General features: G+C 46.4%; 21 protein-coding genes and 1 tRNA gene. 3 read left to right on the forward strand and 19 right to left on the reverse strand.

The window, feature by feature from the left end:
* Positions 1-26: 26 nt before the first annotated feature.
* The 4 genes from recN to dnaN form a co-directional block, all read right to left on the reverse strand.
* Positions 27-1,697, reverse strand: a complete 1,671-nt coding sequence (gene recN / locus JXR92_RS14860; RefSeq protein WP_117600315.1) for a DNA repair protein RecN — start codon at positions 1,695-1,697, stop codon at positions 27-29.
* 26 nt (positions 1,698-1,723) lie between these two features.
* Positions 1,724-2,953, reverse strand: coding sequence for a bifunctional phosphopantothenoylcysteine decarboxylase/phosphopantothenate--cysteine ligase CoaBC (gene coaBC, locus JXR92_RS14865; protein WP_005832361.1), 1,230 nt, complete (start codon positions 2,951-2,953; stop codon positions 1,724-1,726).
* Positions 2,954-3,724, reverse strand: a complete 771-nt coding sequence (locus JXR92_RS14870) for a 3'-5' exonuclease (RefSeq protein ID WP_005831385.1) — start codon at positions 3,722-3,724, stop codon at positions 2,954-2,956.
* Between the two features lie 138 nt (positions 3,725-3,862).
* Positions 3,863-4,987: a DNA polymerase III subunit beta gene (dnaN, locus tag JXR92_RS14875; RefSeq protein WP_005831387.1), complete on the reverse strand. Its 1,125-nt coding sequence runs from the start codon at positions 4,985-4,987 to the stop codon at positions 3,863-3,865.
* Positions 4,988-5,174: 187 nt separating this feature from the next.
* Here dnaN and JXR92_RS14880 point away from each other — a divergent pair, with 187 nt between their 5' ends.
* A complete protein-coding gene (locus JXR92_RS14880; protein ID WP_117600316.1) occupies positions 5,175-5,543 on the forward strand; it encodes a DUF3127 domain-containing protein in 369 nt (122 codons plus the stop codon).
* A gap of 168 nt (positions 5,544-5,711) precedes the next feature.
* Here the strand turns inward: JXR92_RS14880 and JXR92_RS14885 are convergent, their stop codons facing one another.
* The 5 genes from JXR92_RS14885 to JXR92_RS14905 form a co-directional block, all read right to left on the reverse strand.
* A complete protein-coding gene (locus JXR92_RS14885) occupies positions 5,712-7,349 on the reverse strand; it encodes a DUF3352 domain-containing protein (RefSeq protein ID WP_138345395.1) in 1,638 nt (545 codons plus the stop codon).
* Between the two features lie 72 nt (positions 7,350-7,421).
* Complete coding sequence (locus JXR92_RS14890) at positions 7,422-8,189, reverse strand: MBL fold metallo-hydrolase (RefSeq protein WP_117600318.1); 768 nt, start codon at positions 8,187-8,189, stop codon at positions 7,422-7,424.
* A gap of 70 nt (positions 8,190-8,259) precedes the next feature.
* The gene (murB, locus tag JXR92_RS14895) at positions 8,260-9,246 is read right to left on the reverse strand and encodes a UDP-N-acetylmuramate dehydrogenase (protein ID WP_117600319.1); all 987 of its coding nucleotides are present in this window, start codon (positions 9,244-9,246) and stop codon (positions 8,260-8,262) included.
* Between the two features lie 17 nt (positions 9,247-9,263).
* Entirely contained in the window at positions 9,264-10,112 is an 849-nt protein-coding gene (locus JXR92_RS14900) for a DUF4348 domain-containing protein (RefSeq protein ID WP_117600411.1), read from the reverse strand.
* A 20-nt stretch (positions 10,113-10,132) separates the two neighbouring features.
* Entirely contained in the window at positions 10,133-11,089 is a 957-nt protein-coding gene (locus tag JXR92_RS14905) for an NAD-dependent epimerase/dehydratase family protein (protein ID WP_117600320.1), read from the reverse strand.
* 154 nt (positions 11,090-11,243) lie between these two features.
* Between JXR92_RS14905 and kbl the strand changes: the two genes are divergently transcribed.
* Complete coding sequence (kbl, locus tag JXR92_RS14910) at positions 11,244-12,431, forward strand: glycine C-acetyltransferase (RefSeq protein ID WP_117600412.1); 1,188 nt, start codon at positions 11,244-11,246, stop codon at positions 12,429-12,431.
* Between the two features lie 65 nt (positions 12,432-12,496).
* On the opposite strand, the gene JXR92_RS14915 is transcribed toward kbl, so the two are convergent.
* The 9 genes from JXR92_RS14915 to purU form a co-directional block, all read right to left on the reverse strand.
* Positions 12,497-12,979, reverse strand: a complete 483-nt coding sequence (locus tag JXR92_RS14915) for a ferritin (protein ID WP_117600321.1) — start codon at positions 12,977-12,979, stop codon at positions 12,497-12,499.
* Between the two features lie 135 nt (positions 12,980-13,114).
* Positions 13,115-14,275 carry a diaminopimelate decarboxylase gene (gene lysA / locus JXR92_RS14920; protein WP_117600322.1) on the reverse strand — a complete coding sequence of 387 codons (1,161 nt, stop codon included), beginning with the start codon at positions 14,273-14,275 and terminating at the stop codon, positions 13,115-13,117.
* Positions 14,276-14,421: 146 nt separating this feature from the next.
* The gene (locus tag JXR92_RS14925; protein WP_117600323.1) at positions 14,422-15,741 is read right to left on the reverse strand and encodes an aspartate kinase; all 1,320 of its coding nucleotides are present in this window, start codon (positions 15,739-15,741) and stop codon (positions 14,422-14,424) included.
* 115 nt (positions 15,742-15,856) lie between these two features.
* The gene (locus JXR92_RS14930) at positions 15,857-16,558 is read right to left on the reverse strand and encodes a cell division ATP-binding protein FtsE (protein WP_117600324.1); all 702 of its coding nucleotides are present in this window, start codon (positions 16,556-16,558) and stop codon (positions 15,857-15,859) included.
* Positions 16,559-16,594: 36 nt separating this feature from the next.
* Positions 16,595-17,200 (reverse strand): bifunctional phosphoribosyl-AMP cyclohydrolase/phosphoribosyl-ATP diphosphatase HisIE, encoded by a 606-nt coding sequence (gene hisIE / locus JXR92_RS14935; RefSeq protein ID WP_117600325.1) that lies wholly within the window; start codon positions 17,198-17,200, stop codon positions 16,595-16,597.
* A 120-nt stretch (positions 17,201-17,320) separates the two neighbouring features.
* Positions 17,321-18,076, reverse strand: coding sequence for an imidazole glycerol phosphate synthase subunit HisF (gene hisF / locus JXR92_RS14940; RefSeq protein WP_117600326.1), 756 nt, complete (start codon positions 18,074-18,076; stop codon positions 17,321-17,323).
* A gap of 70 nt (positions 18,077-18,146) precedes the next feature.
* Complete coding sequence (gene hisA / locus JXR92_RS14945; protein WP_117600327.1) at positions 18,147-18,869, reverse strand: 1-(5-phosphoribosyl)-5-[(5-phosphoribosylamino)methylideneamino]imidazole-4-carboxamide isomerase; 723 nt, start codon at positions 18,867-18,869, stop codon at positions 18,147-18,149.
* Positions 18,870-18,889: 20 nt separating this feature from the next.
* Positions 18,890-19,480, reverse strand: a complete 591-nt coding sequence (gene hisH, locus JXR92_RS14950) for an imidazole glycerol phosphate synthase subunit HisH (RefSeq protein ID WP_117965314.1) — start codon at positions 19,478-19,480, stop codon at positions 18,890-18,892.
* Between the two features lie 74 nt (positions 19,481-19,554).
* Entirely contained in the window at positions 19,555-20,412 is an 858-nt protein-coding gene (purU, locus tag JXR92_RS14955) for a formyltetrahydrofolate deformylase (RefSeq protein WP_117600329.1), read from the reverse strand.
* A 360-nt stretch (positions 20,413-20,772) separates the two neighbouring features.
* On the opposite strand from purU, the gene JXR92_RS14960 reads away from it, so the two are divergent.
* A tRNA-Asp gene (locus tag JXR92_RS14960) sits at positions 20,773-20,846 on the forward strand.
* A gap of 267 nt (positions 20,847-21,113) precedes the next feature.
* On the opposite strand, the gene JXR92_RS14965 is transcribed toward JXR92_RS14960, so the two are convergent.
* Positions 21,114-21,911 (reverse strand): TerB family tellurite resistance protein, encoded by a 798-nt coding sequence (locus JXR92_RS14965; RefSeq protein ID WP_122203588.1) that lies wholly within the window; start codon positions 21,909-21,911, stop codon positions 21,114-21,116.
* Positions 21,912-21,936: the final 25 nt, after the last annotated feature.

The raw sequence follows: 21,936 nt of genomic DNA on the forward strand, positions 1-21,936 counted from the left end.
ATGGGTATTTACTATTTGACAATTTGCTATTTACTATTTGATACTTCCAGCAATGCTCTGGCATTGTTCAGTGCGGCTTCGGTCAGCTTAGCGCCACTCAGCATGTGGGCTATTTCTTCCACGCGTTCATCGTCGGTCAGACGACGGATGTGGCTGTTTGTTTCCGTCTCGTTGTCCTGCTTGTACACCTTGTAATGGGCGCGTCCGCGGGCAGCAATCTGGGGCAGATGGGTAATGCTGATTACCTGGCGGTCCTGCTCACCCATCTCCTGCATGATATCCGCCATGCGGTCGGCTATCTCGCCGGAGACTCCGGTATCTATTTCGTCGAATACAATGGTAGGAAGCTTGACGGCACCGGCTATCATTGCTTTGATGGAGAGCATGACGCGAGCTATTTCACCACCCGAAGCTACGGAGGAGACGCTTTGCAATGCCCCGTTCTTATTCGCAGAAAACAAAAAGTTCACAGTATCCGCCCCGTGTATGCCCGGCTCTTTGCGGGCACCTATCTCTACTTGGAAACGGACATTGGGCATGCCCAACGGAATCAGCCGCGCAGCCATCTGCTTCTCCACTTCACGGGCAGCGGCAGTACGCGCCTTGGTGAGGACAACAGCCTGCTTTTTCACCTTATTATATAAAGCGTCGCAACGCGCTTTCAGTTCCTCTATGTGCTCGTCGGACGAAGTGATAGCAGAGAGTTTGGCGGCGTATTCATCCGTCAACGCCAGAAGTTCGCCGACAGTGGAAACGCGGTGCTTCTGTTGGAGCGTATAAATCAAGTTCAGACGTTCGTTCACTTCTTCCAGACGTTCGGGGCTGAACTCTATTTCATCCTCCTTACCCGACACTTCCTGCGAAATATCCTTCAACTCAATATAAGTGCTTTCCATGCGTTCGGCAAGTTCCCCGGCAACCGGATAAACCCTCTGCAGGCCGAGCATCGTGTTCAGGCATTCCTTCAGCCCGGACAACAAGCCTCCTTCGTCCGAGTAGAGCGTCTGCCCTACCCGATAGAGTCCGGCCTTTATCTCTTCCGCATGGCTCAGCGTATCTGCCTCTTGCTCCAGCTCCTCCTGCTCACCGGCAGACAAGTGTGCCTCTTCCAACTGTTCCAGTTGGAAACGGATATAGTCTTCGTCCGACTTATCCTGATTGGCACGGGCAACAAGGGCCTCCAAATCCTGCTGTGCCTGCTTCCATGCTCCGAAGATATGCTGGTAAGCAGACAAGGCCTCTTCGTTATGCGACAAGATGTCCAGTACATTCAACTGAAATCCTTCCTTGTTCAGCAATAGGTTCTGATGCTGGGAATGCACGTCAATCAGCTGTTCTCCCAACTCCTTCATCTGAGCCAATGAAGCAGGCGTGTCATTGATGAATGCCCGGCTCTTGCCCGAAGCGGACACCTCGCGGCGCAGGATGCATTCTTCCTCGTACTCCAACTCATTCTCCTCAAAGAAAGGCTGCATACCGTAAGCGGAAATATCAAAACGGGCCTCGATAATGCACTTCGAAGCTCCTACACGAATGGCTTTCACATCGGCACGCTGTCCCAGCAGCAGACCGATGGCGCCCAGAATAATGGATTTTCCAGCACCGGTCTCACCCGTTATCACCGAGAAACCGCTGCTGAAGCTGATATCGAGCTTTTCAATAAGCGCATAATTCTGTATGTAAAGCGAACGCAACATAAGGATATTGACGATTTGACGATTTACTATTTACTATTTAAATCTTTCACCAGACGGTCTACGATGTCGGCAGCCACTTCGGCTTTGGACTTCAAGGGGTAGTCCGTCTTTCCCTGGTGGTCTATGATACTGATTTTATTGGTATCGCAACGAAAACCGGCTCCCTTGTCGTTCAGGGAGTTCAGCACGATGAAGTCCAGATTCTTGCGGTTGAGCTTGTCTTCCGCATTCATCTGCTCGTTATGAGTCTCAAGGGCAAAGCCTACGAGGAGGCGCCGTTGGTGCTCTGTATCGTTCTTCAGATTGCCTAAGAAAGCGGCTATGTCGCGGGTAGGTTTCAAGTTCAAACTCATCTCCCCGGTCTTTTCGCGCTTGATTTTCTCATCCGCCACTTGTTCGGGGGTGTAGTCTGCCACGGCAGCCGTCAAGATGGCGGCATCGGCATGGACAAAGGCGGCGGATGCAGCCTCGAACATCTCCTGCGCCGACTCTACCGCATGGTACTGGTGCATCGGGAAGTAAGTGCCTTGCTGCACCGGACCGGCAATCAGTATCACCTTGGCCCCTCTGGCGGTACATTCATCTGCCAGGGCAAGTCCCATCTTGCCGGAAGAATAGTTGCCGATGAAGCGCACCGGGTCTATCTTCTCATAAGTAGGTCCTGCGGTTATCATCACTGTCTTGCCCACCAGGTCGCCATCTTTGGCAGCAAAGTACATTTCCAGGTGGCGGATGATATTCTCCGGCTCCTCCATACGGCCTTTCCCCACCAGATGGCTGGCGAGTTCTCCCGTAGCAGGTTCTATGATGTGGTTTCCATAAGAGCGGAGTGTATCCAGATTCTTTTGGGTGGAAGGATGGGCATACATGTCCAGGTCCATGGCAGGCGCCACAAACACCGGAGCTTTGGCGGAAAGATAGGTGGTAATCAGCATATTGTCTGCCACGCCATTCGCCATCTTGCCGATGGTGGAAGCCGTAGCCGGGGCTATCAGCATGGCATCTGCCCACAGACCGAGGTCCACATGGCTGTTCCAGGTGCCATCGCGTTGGGCAAAGAACTCACTGATAACCGGTTTGCTGGTCAGGGCAGAGAGCGTGATAGGGGTAATAAATTCTTTTCCGGCAGGCGTAATGACCACCTGCACCTCTGCACCACGCTTAATCAGTCCGCGAATAATATAGCATGCTTTATAGGCGGCAATGCTGCCCGTAATGCCCAATACTATTTTCTTCCCTTTCAGTATATTTGCCATTTATTTCTGAGTCATTTCACGCAGACGTATCTTGGTCAGCGTGGCTTTGGTATTCAGGGTAAAATCACTGTTCAGAATCCAGCTGTAATAGCCGGGGTCGCGCTTCAAGACATCGGATACCGACATGCCTTTGTACTTGCCAAAATTGAATACTTCCACACCTTTATCGTCGTAGACCATACGGCCGGCAAAGTCCACATTCTTGTTGAAGCTGGAATAGTCGGCAAGGAAAGCCACGTCATTCTGCAACTCCGGATAGCGGTCCAACTGAGACATCAGCACCTCGTAAGTGGCACGTGTATCAGCCTCTGCCGTATGGGCGTCTTCCAGATTCTTGCCGCAATAGAATTTATAGGCAGCAGACAGCGTGCGTTGCTCCATCTTGTGGAAAATGACCTGCACGTCCACAAACTTGCGGCGGCTCATGTCAATGTCCACACCGGCACGAAGGAACTCTTCCGCCAGGACGGGGATATCAAAACGGTTGGAGTTGAAGCCCGCCAAGTCGCATCCTTCAATGTCATTGGCAATGTTGCGCGCCACTTCCTTGAATGTGGGGCAGTCGGCTATATCGGCATCGTAGATGCCATGAACGGCAGATGCTTCGGCAGGAATGGGCATTTCGGGGTTGATACGCATGGTTTTGGACTCCTCATTCCCGTTGGGATATACCTTGAGGTAACAAATTTCGACAATTCGGTCTGAGTTGATATTGGTACCCGTAGTCTCCAAATCAAAAAAGACTATCGGATTTTTCAGATTCAATTTCATTGTTTTTTCGTTTTATAAGCTCTGGCTATGAGCTATAAATTATAAGTTTAACTTACAAGCCACGAGCTACAAGTACCGTGCGGCATAATTGCGCAGCCACTTGTAGCTCGTAGCTCATAATCCGATTGCTAATATTCATCAGTCATTCAGCATCATCGGCATCAGCAGCATCAGCAAGTCTTCGTTCTCTTCCTGCTCTACCGGAATAATGACACCTGCACGTGAAGGATCTGCCAGTTCGATAACGATTTCATCGGCAGAAATGTTATTCAGAATGTCAATCAGGAAAGTGGACTTGAAACCGATGCTCATCGGATTGCCCGCATATTGGCAAACCAGTGTTTCTTCGGCCGATGTAGAGAAGTCGATGTCCTGTGCGGAGATGACAATCAGATTCTCCTGCATACGAAGCTTGATAAGGCTGCTTGCCTGCGAAGAGAAGATGGACACGCGGCGCAAAGCACCGAGCAGTTGCAGGCGGTCTACCGTCACTTTATAAGGGTTGTTCTGCGGAATCACAGAGTTGTAGTTGGGATAGCGACCTTCGATAAGACGGCACACCATGCGGTAGCTTTCCAGTGTGAACACAGCGTTGCGTTCGTCGAACTCGATAGTCACCATGCCTTGCTCTTTCGGCAGCAGATTCTTCATCAGCGAAGCCGGCTTCTTGGGCAGGATAAAGGCGGCACGTTCGTTACCTTTGGCGGCCAGTGTCTTGCAGCGCACCAGCTTATGACCGTCTGATGCCACCATCGTGATGTCCTCCGTTGTGATATCGAAATAGATACCGTTCATCACGGGACGAAGCTCGTCATCAGCCGTAGCAAACACGGCACGGTTGATACCACCCAGCAACACTTGTGCATCCATTTCCACACGTACGGCATTGTCACCCAACATGGCAGACTGCGGGAACTCGTCCGCATTCTGCCCCATCAGGCTGTATTTACCGTTCTGATACTGTACCGTGATTTCAAGGGAATCCGTATTGATTTCAAAAGTCAACGGTTGTTCGGGAATTTCCTTCAAAGCGTCCAAAAGGGTTTTGGCTGTGACGGCAAAACGGCCGTCCATATCACTTTCATTCACTTCGACCGTAGTGACCATCGTCGTTTCACTGTCGGAAACAGTTGCAGACAAGGTTCCGTCTTGCAGTTCAAAGAGGAAACAATCCAAAATAGGCAACGCATTCTTCGAATTAATCACACGGCTAATAGCCTGCAAATGACTGGAGAGCGCAGTACTCGAAACGATAAATTTCATATCTTCTGTATATTTAAGTTTTTTATTTTGCTAACGTCTTAGAAACCGTTTTTATATTTTTCAAACTGACGGACAAAGTTAAAAAAAGAATTCCCTACGACAAAGAAATAGCAAGAAAAAACAGCCGAATATTCGTCTCATATTCCTAAAAAATTGTAACTTCGCCGCATCATTTAAAAAGAAAACAATGGAATTTACAGGAAAAATCATCGCTATACTCCAGCCCAGAGGCGGAGTTTCCAAGTCGGGTAACGAATGGAAAGCACAGGAATATGTGATTGAAGATCATGGTCAATACCCGCGTAAAATGTGTTTTGACGTGTTTGGAGCAGACAAAATAGAGCAGTTCAATATTCAGATGGGTGAAGAGTTGACAGTATCTTTTGATATAGACGCACGCCAATGGCAAGACCGTTGGTTCAACAGTATTCGCGCATGGAAGATAGAACGCGTAAGCACTGCCGCACCCACTCCGGGCGCTCCCGTTCCGCCGCCAGCTCCCACTGCCGCACCGGAATTCCTCGCAGGGGATGCAAAGGATGACTTGCCGTTCTAAAACTAAGTTATAACTCACCACAAAATTGTACAGATTAACGCATATTACCATAAAACATTGATAATCAACTTCTTCAATTGCAGCAATCTGTGTAATTCTGTGGTGAATGTATATTTTGACTTTCCTTGTGCCTATTATCCCTCAGCACACTACAGCACGACTGATTAATCATCCCCCCTTATAAAGCAATACAATATTCGGATAAACCACCCCTTCTGTACAAGTGAACTGTACTGCAAGCATGAAGTGACGGAAGAAGTTGGATTGGCGGAAGAAGAAGTTCGGTATCAGACGCACATACGTTTCCGGCTGACTCAGCATCATCTCCATATCCACCATCATTACAAAATTATATATGGGTGAAAGACTGCCGATACCCTCTTCATACACCGGTGTTCCGTCCAATACATCTCCACTCTCCACCGCTTCAATATAGGCAGAAAGGCTCAGTGCATCAGGAGCCAGCAACAGACTACCCCGATAGAAACAGGCAAAGGTATAAAGGGCAGACTCCGTGATACCCGTCAACTGGGTAAGCAGCGTGTTACGGGGCAGCACATATTTAGAAAACCTCCTTGCTTTGGGATACAACGAATTATTTGAAACCACCTTCGGCATAAGCGGAACATCCTCTTCCTTGGGAGTACTGTAAAGCAAAGACTGTAAGCAGCGTTCCGCTGCCAGCTCATCCTTGAGAGGAATACACATCACGGCGCAAGGCAGCTTGTCCAACGTGTCTTTCGACTGAAACAAGCAAGACATCACGTTCTCCCCCGCATGCTCATTCAAGTAAGCAATCCACTCTTCGTCGCGCTGCTTGATATAGTCTGAATAGGTGGCCTTGGCATACTCCTGACTGGCAGTGAAGCCAAACCAGGCATCTCTGTCAGACATTGCCCAGCGATCGTAAAAGAAAGTGGAAGACGGAAGCAGAGACCCGGAAAATCCGTCCTCTACCGGCTGCTGCACCCGCAAGGCATTGATAAACGTCTGTGTGGAATCCGATCCGTGGCTGACACCGGAACAATAGATGGCATCTTCATTGAACTTCATGTCAAACTCTGCCCAACTGCCCAGCTGCGTCTGCGAACGAATACCGTCCGTAGTTTTCCCCATACCCACTCCTTTCATACGCACATAGACTGTGGCAGCTACATTGTTGTGTTTGCCCGCGTGCATAGTACGGAAAGAAGGGAGGTTCATTAAGGACTTTTTGCTGCGCCGCGCATCAATCACATGTTCTATCAAACGCTTCTGGAAACTTACAACCAGAAAATCGGGAGTGAAGTAGGCAGCCAGAAAACGACCGTCTGCCATGGGATAGATACGTATCTCCTCTCCCTTGTAATCGAAATACTTGGAAGGGAACGAACTGGAGCAGTACTTCTCCACAAAAGACTCCACTAACTCATAATCACCCGAACCCAAACTGCAATACAATACTTGGTTCATCGGTGTATCTGGCTCGTGAAAGCTAATCAGCATCTTGTTCATCTGTTTACTCAGTCCATGTGGAGTATCTTCCACCAAAGTATACAAATACTTCTTCAAGTAAACAAAAAGCTCCGATACGTATAGAAAATGATTGTCTTTGCTGCAATTCAACTCATTGATATCTTCCACGAGGTCTGCCATACGGTCGGTTTCGAGTATGGCTGTGGCATCTTGCGGCACCAAAGTATAAAGATTGAAATCCTGCCGGTTCTCCACCGAATTCAACCGCAGGAAAGAATACATGCCAAAGCCGGTACATAGCAGCACTATGGACACAACGACAGCTATCTGTATGAGGAGTCGGAGTTTCATGGCATTTATTCATCAACTTTTGGCAAAAATAACATTTTCTACTAATAAAACAAAACAAATGTTTCAAAAAGTTTAGAAATCTATTTCAAGTCCATCGTAGGCAAAGTGCACATGGGGTGGCAGCCGCTTTTCGATGTCAGTATGAAGCCCTGCATGATGGCTCATATGGATAAAATAGGTCTCTTTGGCACCAATACGTCCGGCAGCCTCCAACGCCTCCGAAATACTCTGGTGCGTAGGATGCGGCTTTGGCCGTAAAGCATTCATTACCAAAACGTCCAAGCCTTTCAATTGTTCATAAGATTCCTCAGGCATTGTGTGCATATCCGTGATATATCCCAAGCGGCCGCCAATGCGGTAGCCCAGGATGGGAAGCCTGCCGTGCATCACCCGTAAAGGCAGCACCTCCGTCCTGTTGATGTGAAACACTTGCCCCGCCTCCACTTCCTGCAGATAAATACGCGGAACTCCCGGATATACTTTATCGACAAAACAGTAAGGCATCCTTGTCCGCAGATGGGCAGCAGTGTAGGCATCGGAGTAGATAGGAATATCGGCAAAACGACCGAACGGGCGCAAATCATCCAGACCGCCCACATGGTCATAATGTTCGTGTGTCACCAGTACGCCGTCTATCTTCTCAAAAGAAGAGGCGCACAGCATCTGTTCCCTGAAGTCAGGACCACAATCTATCAATATCACCGCATCATCCGTATGCAGCAGGGATGACGCACGCAAGCGGTTGTCCCGCGGGTCAGTGGAAGTACAGACCGGACAAGTACAGCCTATCTCAGGCACACCGGTCGAAGTCCCGCTTCCTAATATTCTGAGTTTCCCCATTGACTAAATCAAATAAATTTCTAAAATCAGGTTATATACAACGATGTTTGGGTGTGTCAAAACTCTCTTACTATTTTATCAAACAAACTTCCGGGTGAATATCAATGCCGAATTTCTCGCGGACAGAAGCGCGCACGGCATCTGAAAGAGCGACAATATCCGCTCCCGTGGCACCACCCGAATTCACCAATACCAACGCCTGCCGATCGTGCACCGCAGCAGGCCCCAGCGCTTTACCTTTCCAGCCACACCGGTCTATCATCCAGGCAGCCGGTATCTTTACCCGGCCGGCATCCACATCATAGTGGGGCATGTCCGGATATTCCCGTTGCAAGGACTCCAACTGCCGACGCGGCACAATGGGGTTCATAAAAAAACTACCCGCATTGCCCAGCACCTTCGGATCGGGCAATTTGCTTTGACGGATGTCTATAATCACCCGGCGCAAAGTTTCCAAATTCAGCACCGGATATTTCTCCAGCTCCTGCCGGATAGTACCGTAACCCAATGTATAATGTTCCCGTTTACCCAGGCAGAAGTTCACATAAGTCACAAACACGGTCTTCATCTCCGGTTGCTTAAACAAGCTCTTTCTGTAAGAGTAGCCGCACTCGTCCACTCCGTAGATACGCTTCTCCCCTGCCATGTTTATGGTTTCCACGGATGTTATCAGGTCCTTTACTTCCACACCATAGGCACCGATATTCTGTACTGCACTCGCCCCTACCTCACCCGGTATCAGCGAAAGGTTCTCGGCACCATACCAACGCCGCTCCACACAGTAGGCCACAAAATCGTCCCATATCACACCGGCGCCCACACGCACCGACACGTGCTCCTCATCCTCTGACGTCACCTCCAGGCCACCGATGCGTGAATGCAGCACCGTGCCTTCATAATCCTTGATAAAGAGCAGGTTGCTCCCTCCACCGATATGTAGCCAAGGTGCAACAACATGTCCTGCCGCAATCAATTCCCGCAGTTCATCCTCCGAACCGTATTCCAGAAATCTTGCAGCAGTAACGTCAATTCCAAATGTATTGGGTATTTTCCTCAAACCTTTCCTCCTCTATTTTAAATGCTCGTGTCTTCATATTTGTACAGCTCCCATCCCTTACCGCGTTTGCGGAAATAGAAGATATTGGAGTACCCGTTGCCTATACCATTTACCTTCAGTATCTTGGTATCCGACAAGTCCTCATTCTTCTGTCCGTAATTGATATTAGACAATCTGTCGGTAGGCATTACCGGACGGAAGGCATACCACTGGTCCACATCCAAAGTAGTTTCCAGGATAGAAAACTCGTCATCAGGGTCTATGGTGATGAATTGTAGCGGATGGCTGATATGCTTGCTTTGATAGACACTGTCCCTCACAAAACGGGTATAGAATTCCACGAAGTCCTCATTTTCACCTTTCTCCATCTCGCGCAGGTTGATGGCCTCGAGCATCCACATTCCCCGCTTCCGCTCAAAATAATAACGCTTCACCATACGCGTTTTCAAGAAAATCCACTCCACTTGTACCGATGTCAGCGTAGTATCACCCACCATGTCCATATCCTCTTCCTTATCAAAAAGCAAGGTGTAACAGTTCTCCTTGGTAAACAGATAATCGTGCTTCCAGAAGTCCGCCTCTATCTTCAGCGGAGTATCACGGTCATAATAGGGCAAAGGAAATACCGTCCTCTGCCTTTGCAGGGCATCATCCGAAGCATAATTGAAGATAAAATCATCAAACAGCTCGTCTGCCACCATCGGCTTCGGTTCTTCCTTCACTTCTGCTTCCTGCAGCGTATCGGCCTTGTAACCGGCCGAATCCACCATTTCCGCAATGGTAGCAAAGGGATCCATTTTCGCCTTTTTGTTTCCACACGAAATCAAAAAGGCGAGTAACAAAAATCCCAATAAAAGTTTTTTCATTCTTTGCGGACCGCTTACGGTCACCTATTTAATTTAGCCTTCAATTTCTCAAGCATGTCTACGGTCATGGACTCCAAGTCATACTGCGGCATCCAGTCCCATTCCTCGCGTGCACAAGAGTCATCCAGAGAGTCGGGCCAGCTATCAGCAATGGCCTGCTTCAGCGGATCAATCTCGTATACCATCTCAAAATCAGGCACATGCTTCTTGATTTCCTGATAAATCTGTTCAGGGTCAAAACTCATGGAGGCGATGTTGAAGGCGTTGCGGTGCTTCAGCCTTGCCGGTGCCGCTTCCATCAGTGAGATGGCCGCATTCAGTGCATCAGGCATATACATCATATCCATATACGTACCGGCCTTCACCGGACATACGAATTTTTCTCCCTTCACGGCAGAGTAGAAAATATCTACCGCATAGTCCGTAGTGCCGCCACCCGGAGGGGTCACGTTCGAAATGATTCCCGGAAAACGTACCGAGCGTGTATCCACACCATATTTTGTATAGTAATAGTCACTCAACAATTCAGTCGTCACTTTAGTCACGCCATACATGGTACGCGGACGCTGGATAGTGTCCTGTGGTGTCTTCACGTGAGGCGTAGCTTCGCCGAACGAACCGATGGAACTCGGGGTAAACACGGCACAATTGTACTCGCGCGCCACTTCAAGTACATTCCACAACCCGTCGATACCGATTTTCCAAGCCATGGCCGGACGGCTTTCGGCAACTACCGAGAGCAAGGCAGCCAGGTTGTAGATTGTATCAATCTTGAACTGACGCGCCACCACCTCGATGGACTGACGGTCTGTCACATCGGCAATAGCCGAAGGACCGGATGCTTTCAATTCTCCCTTGGGCATAGCACTCGGAATGTATCCTGCCACAACATGGTCATCGCCATAACGTTTGCGCAACTCCAGTGTGAGTTCCGATCCAATCTGTCCGGTAGCTCCAATTACCAAAATATTCTTCATACGAGTTATTTATAAGGTTTCGTTATTATATATGGTGCAAATATACACACTTTTTTTTCATATTTCTGCCATATTGTTATTGTTTATTCCAAGAAAAATGATGTTCTTTGTGGGAAATGTAACGACAACGTATTACCTAAAAAATAAAAATGCTATGTACGGTAAAATGAAAGACCATCTCAGCAAGACTATTGCTGAAATAAAAGAAGCCGGACTCTACAAGGAAGAGCGACTGATTGAGAGTGCACAACAAGCTGCCATCACCGTAAAAGGCAAAGAGGTACTGAACTTCTGTGCCAACAACTACCTGGGACTGTCCAACCACCCGCGGCTGATTGCCGCCGCCCAGCAGATTATGGAACACCGCGGATACGGCATGTCGTCCGTACGTTTCATCTGCGGAACGCAGGACATCCACAAGGAGCTTGAAGCAGCCATCTCCGACTACTTCAAGACTGAAGACACCATTCTCTATGCCGCTTGCTTCGACGCCAATGGCGGGGTATTTGAACCCCTCTTCACCGAAGAAGACGCTATCATCTCGGACTCCCTGAACCATGCTTCCATCATTGACGGCGTACGCCTCTGCAAAGCCAAACGCTATCGCTACGCCAATGCCGACATGGCCGACCTGGAAAAATGCCTGCAGGAAGCCCAAGCACAGCGTTTCCGTATCATTGTTACGGACGGGGTATTCTCCATGGACGGCAACGTTGCCCCGATGGACCGAATTTGCGACCTTGCCGAGAAATACGACGCGCTGGTCATGGTGGACGAATCACACTCTGCCGGTGTGGTAGGCCCCACGGGACACGGCGTAAGCGAACAATATGGCACCTACGGACGCGTAGACATCTACACTGGAACTTTGGGCAAAGCCTTTGGCGGCGCTTTGGGAGGATTCACTACCGGACGTAAGGAAATCATTGACCTGCTGCGCCAACGCAGCCGTCCGTACCTCTTTTCCAATTCATTGGCGCCAGGTATCATCGGCGCCAGTCTCGAGGTATTCAAGATGCTTAAAGAGAGTAATACCCTGCATGACAAACTGCTGGAAAACGTGAATTACTTCCGCGACAAAATGACTGCCGCTGGCTTCGACATCAAGCCGACACAGAGCGCCATCTGCGCCGTCATGCTGTATGATGCCAAACTTTCCCAGATTTATGCCGCCCGCATGCAAGAAGAAGGTATCTACGTTACCGGCTTCTACTACCCCGTAGTGCCCAAAGACCAGGCACGCATCCGCGTACAAATTTCTGCCGGACACGAAAAGGAACATCTGGACAAATGTATTGCCGCATTTATTAAGGTGGGGAAAGAGCTTGGAGTGCTGAAGTGAATTATAAGTTATAACCAAACAAAAAAATCCCACGACTGATTAGCCGCGGGATTTTTTGTTGTTTCTTATTTGCGTTCTCCCAACTTTGCATCAACAAAGAAGATTCCGGTAGTACCAGCTTTCTTCACCATATCCACAATACCAGCAGCAGTAGCTTCTTCTTCTACCTGCTCACGTACAAATCCCCAAAGGAAATCTTGTGTAGCCTTATCTTTTTCTGCAGCAGCAACATCCACCAATGCATCAATCATCTTTGAAACACGGCATTCGTGTTCATAAACCTGCTCGAATACTTCCAACGGAGTACCAAAATCATTGGGAACAACATCAATCTTATCCAATTTAGCCTTACCGCCACGCTTGATGATATAAGAAGCCATTTCGCAAGCATGAGCTTTTTCTTCAGAAGCCTGCTTCTTCAACCAAGCAGCTATACCGTTATAACCTTCTTTCTCCATATAGAAAGACATCGCTAAATAAAGATTGGAAGACCACATCTCAGCCGTAATCTGCTCATTAATTGCATTCTGTAATTTTTCTGTAATCATAATCGTATTTATTAAAATTGAAATCATTACAAAAGTAACAAGAAACCTTAAAAGTTGTTCACACAATAACATTTTTTATACAAAAACAAAGGTCTTGGAATGCTTCGTCATCCATGCAACACGTCTCCAGCCGCTCTATACCAGCTCGTCCGATGTATATCCTTGAGGAAGCTCACGGCAGTTATAGCCCGAAGCCATAATTTCACCATAAGCCCCTGCCGAACGGAGGGCGATAAGGTCACCACGCTTCACGCCATTCAAATCAATAGCCTTACCAAATACATCGGAAGACTCGCAGATGGGTCCTACTACATCATAAGCCTGAACCGGCGCATCCGAAGTGATATTCTCTATTTTATGGAACGCTTGGTAGAGTGCCGGACGAATCAAATCCGTCATGCCAGCATCCAAGATGGCAAACTGCTTGTTGGTACCCTGCTTCACATAAAGTACCTGCGAAATCAATGAACCACATTGTCCCACTACCGCACGTCCCAGCTCAAAGTGAAGCGTCTGATGGGGACGAAGTTTCAAATGGCTGCTGTAAGTCTCGAAGTAGCTTTTAAAGTCAGGTATCGGCTGACGGTTGGGGTGACCATAGTCGATTCCGAGCCCCCCCCCCACATTGACGTGCTCAATGCGGATATGACGGGCTTCCAACTTATCTTGTAATTCGTTGACACGGTTACACAAAGCCACGAAATCACCCATATCCAATATCTGGGAACCGATATGGAAATGCAGTCCGATGAGTCTCAGATTCTTCATATTCTGCGCAATGTCTATCACACGGTCCATATCCTGCATACTGATACCGAACTTATTTTCGGCCAGCCCAGTGGTAATATTGGCATGGGTATGGGCACCTACATTGGGATTGATACGGAAAGCCACATTGGCTACCTTACCTTTAGCGGCAGCCAGCTCATTGATAATTTCCAGCTCAGGGACAGACTCCACATTAAAGCAGAAAATATCATAATCCAGCCCCAGATTAATTTCCCAATCAGCCTTACCCACCCCGGCAAAAACAATCTTGCCAGTGGGAAAACCGGCTTTGATGGCAGCACGGATCTCACCGCCACTTACACAGTCGGCACCCAAACCATTCTCGCGGATAATGGCAAGCACTTTGGGATTGGCGTTGGCCTTCACGGCATAATGCACTGAATAATTACCATACTTCGCCGCCTCCGTACGAATGCAGGCAAGCGTATCACGCAAAACCTTTGTATCGTAGTAATAGAAGGGAGTACGCAATTCGCGGAATTTATTGATGGGAAATGTTCCTTTCATATAATAGCTGTAATCTTTGTTTAGTTTTAAAAAAGGAAATGAAAGAAGTGTTTGCAACTCTTTTTAGGCACGGATTACGCGGATTGCACGGATTCTTTTTGTTTTTTATCTGTACAATCCGCGTAATCTACACCCTAAAAAAATATTTATTCGCCGTTAAACAGCGCATTGCTGAGTGACTGCAACGCCACTTTCTTGTCACACTCTCGGATGAGGAAAGAAATATTATAGTTGCTACCACCGAAAGAAATCATACGTACCGGTATGTCGCGCATGGCATCCAATGCCTTGGCTTCGAAACCGACGTTCTCCCATTCGAGATCGCCCACCACACAGATGATACACATGTCCTTGTCCACCGTCACTGTGCCATACTTCTTCAAGTCATCCAGAATTTCATTAAGATGCTTCACATTGTCGATAGATACGGACACACCCACTTCTGAGGTACAAATCATATCAATGGAAGTCTGGTAGCTCTCGAATATCTCGAAAACCTTACGCAAGAATCCGTGAGCAAGCAACATGCGGCTGGACTTTATCTTGATAGCCGTAATGTTGTCCTTGGCAGCCACCGCCTTAATCTTACCCTTCTCCGTATCGTTAGAAATCAGTGTACCCGGAGCAGTGGGGTCCATCGTATTGAGCAGACGGACGGGAATATTGGCATACTTGGCAGGCTGAATGCAGGTGGGGTGCAGAATCTTGGCACCAAAATATGCCAGCTCTGCGGCCTCTTCGAAGTGCAGATGACGCACCGGCGCAGTTTTGTCCACAATACGGGGATCATTGTTGTGCATGCCGTCGATATCCGTCCAAATCTGAATTTCAGAAGCGTTGATGGCAGCACCGATCAGCGAAGCCGTATAGTCGCTTCCGCCACGCTGCAGATTGTCTATCTCTCCGTAGGCGTTACGGCAGATATACCCCTGAGTAATATAAATCTCAGCATCCGGATGTAATTCCAGCTGAATCTGAAGCTTATCCTTGATATAGACCGGATCGGGTTCGGCATTCTTATCCGTACGCATGTATTCTAAAGCCGGAAGCAACACAGACTTCACACCGCATTCCTGCAGATAGTAATTCATCATGGCGGTGGAAATCAACTCGCCCTGAGCCAACACCACCTTCTCCTCAAACAGAGTGAAGAGGTCTTTGGTATAAGAACGGATATAGTCAAAATGAGATTTGATGAGCTCCAAGCCTTTCTGTTTATACTCCGGAGTAGCAAAAAGTTCATCAATGTGCTGGCGATATTTACTTTCCAGCTTGTTGATAATCTCGTTGGCACCTTCCGGATTCTTCTTGTACAGATAGTCCGAAATCTCAACCAATGTGTTTGTGGTACCCGACATGGCAGAGAGAACCACAATCTTACGTTCACCATCGGTAATCAATTTGGCCACTTCCTTCATTCGCTGAGCCGAACCTACTGAAGTACCTCCAAACTTTAAAACTTTCATTTTCGTTTCTGTATTAATTAGTTTATAGTTACAAGCTACGAGCTACAAGTAGGCAGCTACGGAGCTCTATCGTTAATTTCTGTTCTTTATAAGAATCAGTAGTCAGAGATAACTACTAATCATTGGTTATTGTAGGGGCGTATTCTGCCGTAACATCAGTCATCAGGTGGTCTGCGCACCGGTACACCTTACCGGGAAACTCTCGCAGCAACTGCAAGTTGTGCGTGGTCATCACCACCAGTGCGCCGGCTTCACTGATGCCGTGCAGAAGCTCTGCAATAACATGTCCGGTTTCCGAATCCAGGTTTCCGGTAGGTTCATCCGCAAGGATTATCTCCGGAGAGTTGAGAACTGCACGCGCAATCACAATGCGCTGCTGCTCACCGCCCGACAGTTCATTGGGCAACTTATACCCTTTGTTGCTCATCCCCACCAGGTTCAGCACCTCTTCTATTTTGTCCTTAATCTCCCCTTTGCTCTTCCAACCGGTAGCACGGAGAACAAATTCAAGATTGTCGTACACCGTACGGTCTGTCAGCAACTGGAAGTCCTGGAATACGATTCCCAGTTTGCGGCGCAACTGTGGGATGTGCTTACGCTTAATATGGAGCATGTCATACCCCAATACCTCAGCCTTGCCCGATGCAATATCCAGTTCACCATAGAAAGTCTTGAGCAGGCTCGTCTTGCCAGAACCCACTTTACCTACCAAGTACACGAACTCCCCTTTGTGAAGTTCCAAATTCACACCGTTCAGTACGCACAACTCCTGCTGGTGTATCTCTACGTCCGTATATCTTATCAGCGCCTCGCCCACCCCTATTTTAATTTTTAATTGTTAATTTTTAATTGTTTAGTGTTTCTTCCACGTCGCACTGTGACGTTCCTCCAATTCACGCGCAAGGTCTTCAATGCGGTATCCTTTGGATGTGAGTAGCACGATGAGGTGATACAACAAATCAGCTCCTTCATAAATCAGGCGTTCGTCCGTACCGTTGCAAGCCTCAATGACAGTTTCCACAGCCTCTTCGCCTACCTTCTGTGCCATTTTGTTGACACCGGACTGGAAAAGACTAGTCGTATAGGAACCTTCGGGCATCTCATCATAACGCTTACAGATAAAATCCTGAAGAAGCTTCAAGAACATAACAGGTTGTTCGTTCTTCTCACCCCAGCAAGTATCTGCACCGGTATGGCAAACCGAGCCTACGGGATGTACCTGCACCAGTAACGTATCCCGGTCACAGTCTTCCTTCATGGAAACCACATTCAGGAAGTTACCACTCTCCTCGCCTTTCGTCCAAAGACGGTTCTTGGTACGACTGAAGAAAGTCACCTTTCCGGTTTCCACCGTCTTGTCATAAGCCTCCTTATTCATGAAGCCAAGCATCAGCACCTTAGCGGTATCTGCATCTTGTATAATCGCCGGAACAAGTCCGTTCATCTTGTCAAAATCCATTTTATTTACGATTTAGCTATTTACTATTTACGATTGAATTATTTTAAGTGACTGGAGACTTATGATTTGCTTGAGTAATCCCAATCGTAAATCGTAAATCGTCCAATCGTAAACTCACCTTCATCCTCTCATCGCAATTCCTTGGGCACAAAGGTACGATTTTAATTCGGGAATTTTGATTTCTCCGAAATGAAAAACACTGGCTGCCAGAGCAGCATCTGCTTTTCCCTGCAAAAAGACATCACGAAAATGCTCTTTGACACCTGCTCCCCCCGATGCAATGATAGGGATGGACAAATTGTCGGCAAGGCTGGAAAGCGCTTCATTGGCATAACCAGTCTTGACACCGTCGTGATTCATGCTAGTGAACAATATCTCGCCCGCACCACGTTCCTGGGCTTCTTTTGTCCACGCAAACAGTTCCTTATCCGTTTCCACACGGCCACCGTTCAAGTAACACCACCATCCCTTCTCAGTCTGTTTGGCATCAACTGCCAGTACACAAACCTGCGAACCGAAGTTCTTCGCAATCTCGTCTATCAATCCGGGACGGCGGATAGCAGAGGAATTGATGGAGATTTTATCGGCACCTGCATTCAGTAGCCTATCCACGTCACCCAGTTCATGAATGCCTCCACCTACAGTAAAAGGAATACTGATATTCGCAGCTATGCGTTTCACCAATTCTGTGAAAGTCTTACGACCTTCAAAACTGGCTGTGATGTCGAGAAAAACCAGTTCGTCGGCACCCTGCTCACTATAAGCACGCGCCAGTTCTACCGGGTCACCTGCCTGGCGGAGGTTCACAAAATTGACACCTTTCACGGTCTGCCCATCTTTTATGTCGAGGCAAGGAATGATTCTTTTTGCTAACACGGCGGTTTGAGTTATGAGTTATAAGTTATAAGTGATTAATTTTTAATTTTCAATTTTCAATTTTCACCTTTCAACCAACAAAGTTTTCCAGTTCTTTGAAGGTAATGCGACCTTCGTACAGAGCCTTACCGAAAATAACGGCAGGTATACCGGCAGTTTCCAGCTGGCGGATATCATCAGCACAACTTACTCCTCCACTGGCTATCAAATAGAGTTCAGGGCGGTGCTCCAATATCTCCTTATACAGCGCTATCGATGGTCCTTGCAGCATTCCATCACAACTGATATCAGTACAGATAACCTTATGAACCCCCTTCTCCACATAGTCTTTCAAGAACGGAAACAATTCGCAACCACTCTCATCCTTCCAACCATTGACGGCTATTTTATGCTCTTTCACATCAGCGCCAAGAATAATTTTCTCAGAGCCATACATTTGAAGCCATTTGCAGAACAATTCGGGATTCTTCACAGCAATGCTGCCGCCAGTCACCATCTGCGCACCGTTCTCAAAAGCTATCACCAAATCTTCATCACTCTTTACCCCACCTCCAAAATCTATAATAAGAGACGTACGCACAGCTATCTGTTCCAACGTGCGGTAGTTTACCACATGATGGGAAACCGCACCGTCCAAATCGACCACATGAAGTCTGCGGATACCATGAGCCTCCAGTTCCAAGGCCACTTCCACGGGATTTTCATTGTACACCTTCTTGCTGTCATAATTGCCTTGGGAAAGGCGTACACATTTTCCGTCAATAATGTCAATAGCGGGAATCAGTTCTATCATTTCATTTACGATTTGGCGATTTACAGTTCCAGGAAATTCCGCAAAATACGCTCTCCCACACTTCCACTCTTTTCCGGATGGAACTGTGTGGCGTAGTAATTGTCTTTATGCAAAGCGGCACTGAACGGATGAATATAATCCGTCACGGCTGCCGTACAATCACTGACAGGCACATAGAAACTATGTACGAAATAGACAAACTCTTCTTTAGTAAAGCCTTTAAAAAGGCCACTATTTATCCGAGCAATGGTATTCCATCCCATATGAGGCACTTTATCCTCGTGCCTCTGAGAAATGAAACGTTTCACATCAGTATCAAAAATCCCCAGGCAATCCACATCCCCCTCTTCAGAATGACGGCACATCAACTGCATGCCCAGACAAATGCCCAATACCGGCTGGCGTAATTCCTTTATCAACCTATCCATACCACTGGCACGCAAAAAGTCCATAGTGGTTTCCGCCTCTCCCACACCGGGAAAGATAACCTTATCGGCAGCACGTAGCACAGCCTCATCCGCTGTAATCACTGCCTCTACTCCCAGGCGTTTCAAAGCATAATCCACCGAACGGATATTGCCTGCATTATATTTGATAACTGCAACCTTCATTTTTTTATTGAGAATTGACAATTGAAAGGTGATAATTGAAAGGTAATGACTGGTTCCACACCATCAATTATCAACTAATTAAATATTACTGTTTTATTCCTATATGCCAACACCTTGCGTTCAATATGCTTCTGAACAGCACGGGAAAGTACAATCTTTTCCAAGTCCTTGCCCTTGTTCACCAAATCTTGCACAGTGTCCTTGTGTGTAATACGCACCACATCCTGCTCTATGATAGGACCGGCATCCAACTCTGTGGTAACATAGTGGCTGGTGGCTCCAATAATCTTCACTCCACGTTCAAACGCAGCATGATAGGGCTTCGCTCCTACAAATGCCGGAAGGAAAGAATGATGGATATTGATTATCCTATTAGGATAAGCATTTATCATTTGCTCGGAAATGACCTGCATGTAGCGTGCCAGCACTATGAAAGTTATCTTATGTTCTGCCAGTAGCTCCATTTCCTTCTTCTCTTGTTCCTCCTTTGTCTCTTTGGTGATGGGGAAAAGATGGAAAGGAATACCGAAACGCTCTGCCACATGCTGCAAATCAGGATGATTGCTTATGATAAGAGGTATCTCTACGTTCCACTCACCGGCAGTATAACGCGCCAGCAAGTCGAACAAGCAATGGGACATCTTCGAGACAAAAATAGCCATGCGCGGTTTTGTATCGGAGAAATAGAGACGGAAATTCATCTCATACTTCTGTGCATACAAGGTGGCAAAATAATCTTCAATCTTTTCTTGAGGTACCAGAAAATCCTTCAATTCCCATTCTATACGCATGAAAAAGATATTCTCTACATGGTCTACATACTGATCTAGATAGATAATATTACCTTTGTTCACCGTTATAAAGTCTGTTACTTCTGCCAATATGCCAGGTTTGTCAGGGCAGTGCAGCAACAGTTTGGCTGTTTTCATCATCCTAAAATGTTTTTTATCATTTTTCAAATTACAACATTCTCGTTTTGAGTTCGCAAAAATAACGATTTATTGCAAAACAAAGAACTTTTCGAGCAAGAAGTTTAAAACAAGCTCCGAAATGTTTCGTTTTCTCCAGGAGAGATTTTCATATCAAGAACAAAACAGTGCATAAACAAATTTCTAAACAGTTGTTAAATTTACCTTTCTCTCATTTTTACAATCTTCTCAATATGAGGATATAAAGCAAATACAGCACAAAATGCTTGAAAAAAAAATTCGTCATAGCTATTGCAGATATCAAAGAAATGCCTACCTTTGCAACCGCAATCGAGAGAGATAGCTACAAAAAAATGAAATAATGGTGCGTTAGTTCAGTTGGTTAGAATACATGCCTGTCACGCATGGGGTCACGGGTTCGAGTCCCGTACGCACCGCAATAAATATTGATTATCAATAATTTGCAAAACCAACACCCGATATTACACCCTAATATTGTAATATTGGGTGTTGGTTTTCATTTAGGATTTCATTTTGCTATTTCCTCGTTGCTTTCTTTACATATCCCGTCATAATGCAGTTTTAAAGTAATAGAATTAGTGAAACAACGTGTGTAAATAATATAAGCGCAATTCAGAAACAATCAGAGTTGCGCTTTTCTTTTGTTTATAAATTCAATGATTTATTTACACAAGGGCATAGGCTTACATTTCATTAAAGACTGTTTGCATCAAATAATCAAGAGTTTTATCAGGCTCAAATCCGAATTTGTATGCAATATCGCCAATAAGTCCTTTTTCTTCATCTGTCATTTGCCCACCAGCAATCATTATAACAACCATATCGTATAATATACGTAACTTTTTACGATCATCAGCAGGAGGCATGAAACTAATAGATGTAGCATTATTATTCACCCGATTGAGATGTTCCTCTGTCATATTTTCACGTTTCATGATAGTTTCTATTAATTGTCGCTGAGTTGGATTTCTAATTCCATTGGCTTTAGATATAGCAATAACACACATCAAATGCCATAGCTTAACTTTGGTTTCATATGAATCATCTTCTTTGGGAGTAACTTCTATTTGGTCGAAAATAGGAATAATAAACTCTACTATTCGCGAAGGATTAGTTATTGTAAATTGTAATTTTGCTAACTTTCCCTGTTTATAAAATAGCGATAGCATGTCGGGGCACATGTATTCTCCTATTCCACCTGCGAATAAATCTGTACTCAATAAGATCCTATCTTTATTTTCGGATTTCTCTTTGAAAAAACCGTTTAAGTTAATAAACTGTCCTAATTTTTGGTTAGTTATTATATAGCTTACTCCTTCAGATTGAGTATCTAAAATTATAGAGGTTGGAGTTACACTATGTTCTACAACACCTCCGTTTTCCCAAATATTAACATTGTCTGAAATAACCTTGACGGATGGTATTGTAATAGAACCTTGAGATTCTAAAAGGTTTATGGGAAATTGGTCATATGTTTCCATTGTAATTTATGTAATTTAGAGAATA

Source organism: Bacteroides parvus (assembly GCF_017309675.2).
GTDB classification, from domain to species: Bacteria; Bacteroidota; Bacteroidia; order Bacteroidales; family Bacteroidaceae; genus Bacteroides; species Bacteroides uniformis.

Excerpts from the sequence above, each read along its gene's own strand:
- hisA (WP_117600327.1), bottom strand. The coding sequence starts at position 18,869 with ATGATAGAACTGATTCCCGCTATTGACATTATTGACGGAAAATGTGTA.
- purU (WP_117600329.1), bottom strand. The coding sequence starts at position 20,412 with ATGATGAAAACAGCCAAACTGTTGCTGCACTGCCCTGACAAACCTGGC.
- recN (WP_117600315.1), bottom strand. The coding sequence starts at position 1,697 with ATGTTGCGTTCGCTTTACATACAGAATTATGCGCTTATTGAAAAGCTC.
- JXR92_RS14900 (WP_117600411.1), bottom strand. The coding sequence starts at position 10,112 with ATGAAAAAACTTTTATTGGGATTTTTGTTACTCGCCTTTTTGATTTCG.
- lysA (WP_117600322.1), bottom strand. The coding sequence starts at position 14,275 with ATGAAAGGAACATTTCCCATCAATAAATTCCGCGAATTGCGTACTCCC.
- hisIE (WP_117600325.1), bottom strand. The coding sequence starts at position 17,200 with ATGGATTTTGACAAGATGAACGGACTTGTTCCGGCGATTATACAAGAT.
- JXR92_RS14870 (WP_005831385.1), bottom strand. The coding sequence starts at position 3,724 with ATGAAATTGAATCTGAAAAATCCGATAGTCTTTTTTGATTTGGAGACT.
- hisH (WP_117965314.1), bottom strand. The coding sequence starts at position 19,480 with ATGAAGGTTGCAGTTATCAAATATAATGCAGGCAATATCCGTTCGGTG.
- kbl (WP_117600412.1), top strand. The coding sequence starts at position 11,244 with ATGTACGGTAAAATGAAAGACCATCTCAGCAAGACTATTGCTGAAATA.
- JXR92_RS14965 (WP_122203588.1), bottom strand. The coding sequence starts at position 21,911 with ATGGAAACATATGACCAATTTCCCATAAACCTTTTAGAATCTCAAGGT.
- JXR92_RS14890 (WP_117600318.1), bottom strand. The coding sequence starts at position 8,189 with ATGGGGAAACTCAGAATATTAGGAAGCGGGACTTCGACCGGTGTGCCT.
- JXR92_RS14885 (WP_138345395.1), bottom strand. The coding sequence starts at position 7,349 with ATGAAACTCCGACTCCTCATACAGATAGCTGTCGTTGTGTCCATAGTG.
- coaBC (WP_005832361.1), bottom strand. The coding sequence starts at position 2,953 with ATGGCAAATATACTGAAAGGGAAGAAAATAGTATTGGGCATTACGGGC.
- JXR92_RS14880 (WP_117600316.1), top strand. The coding sequence starts at position 5,175 with ATGGAATTTACAGGAAAAATCATCGCTATACTCCAGCCCAGAGGCGGA.
- JXR92_RS14915 (WP_117600321.1), bottom strand. The coding sequence starts at position 12,979 with ATGATTACAGAAAAATTACAGAATGCAATTAATGAGCAGATTACGGCT.
- JXR92_RS14925 (WP_117600323.1), bottom strand. The coding sequence starts at position 15,741 with ATGAAAGTTTTAAAGTTTGGAGGTACTTCAGTAGGTTCGGCTCAGCGA.
- JXR92_RS14905 (WP_117600320.1), bottom strand. The coding sequence starts at position 11,089 with ATGAAGAATATTTTGGTAATTGGAGCTACCGGACAGATTGGATCGGAA.
- dnaN (WP_005831387.1), bottom strand. The coding sequence starts at position 4,987 with ATGAAATTTATCGTTTCGAGTACTGCGCTCTCCAGTCATTTGCAGGCT.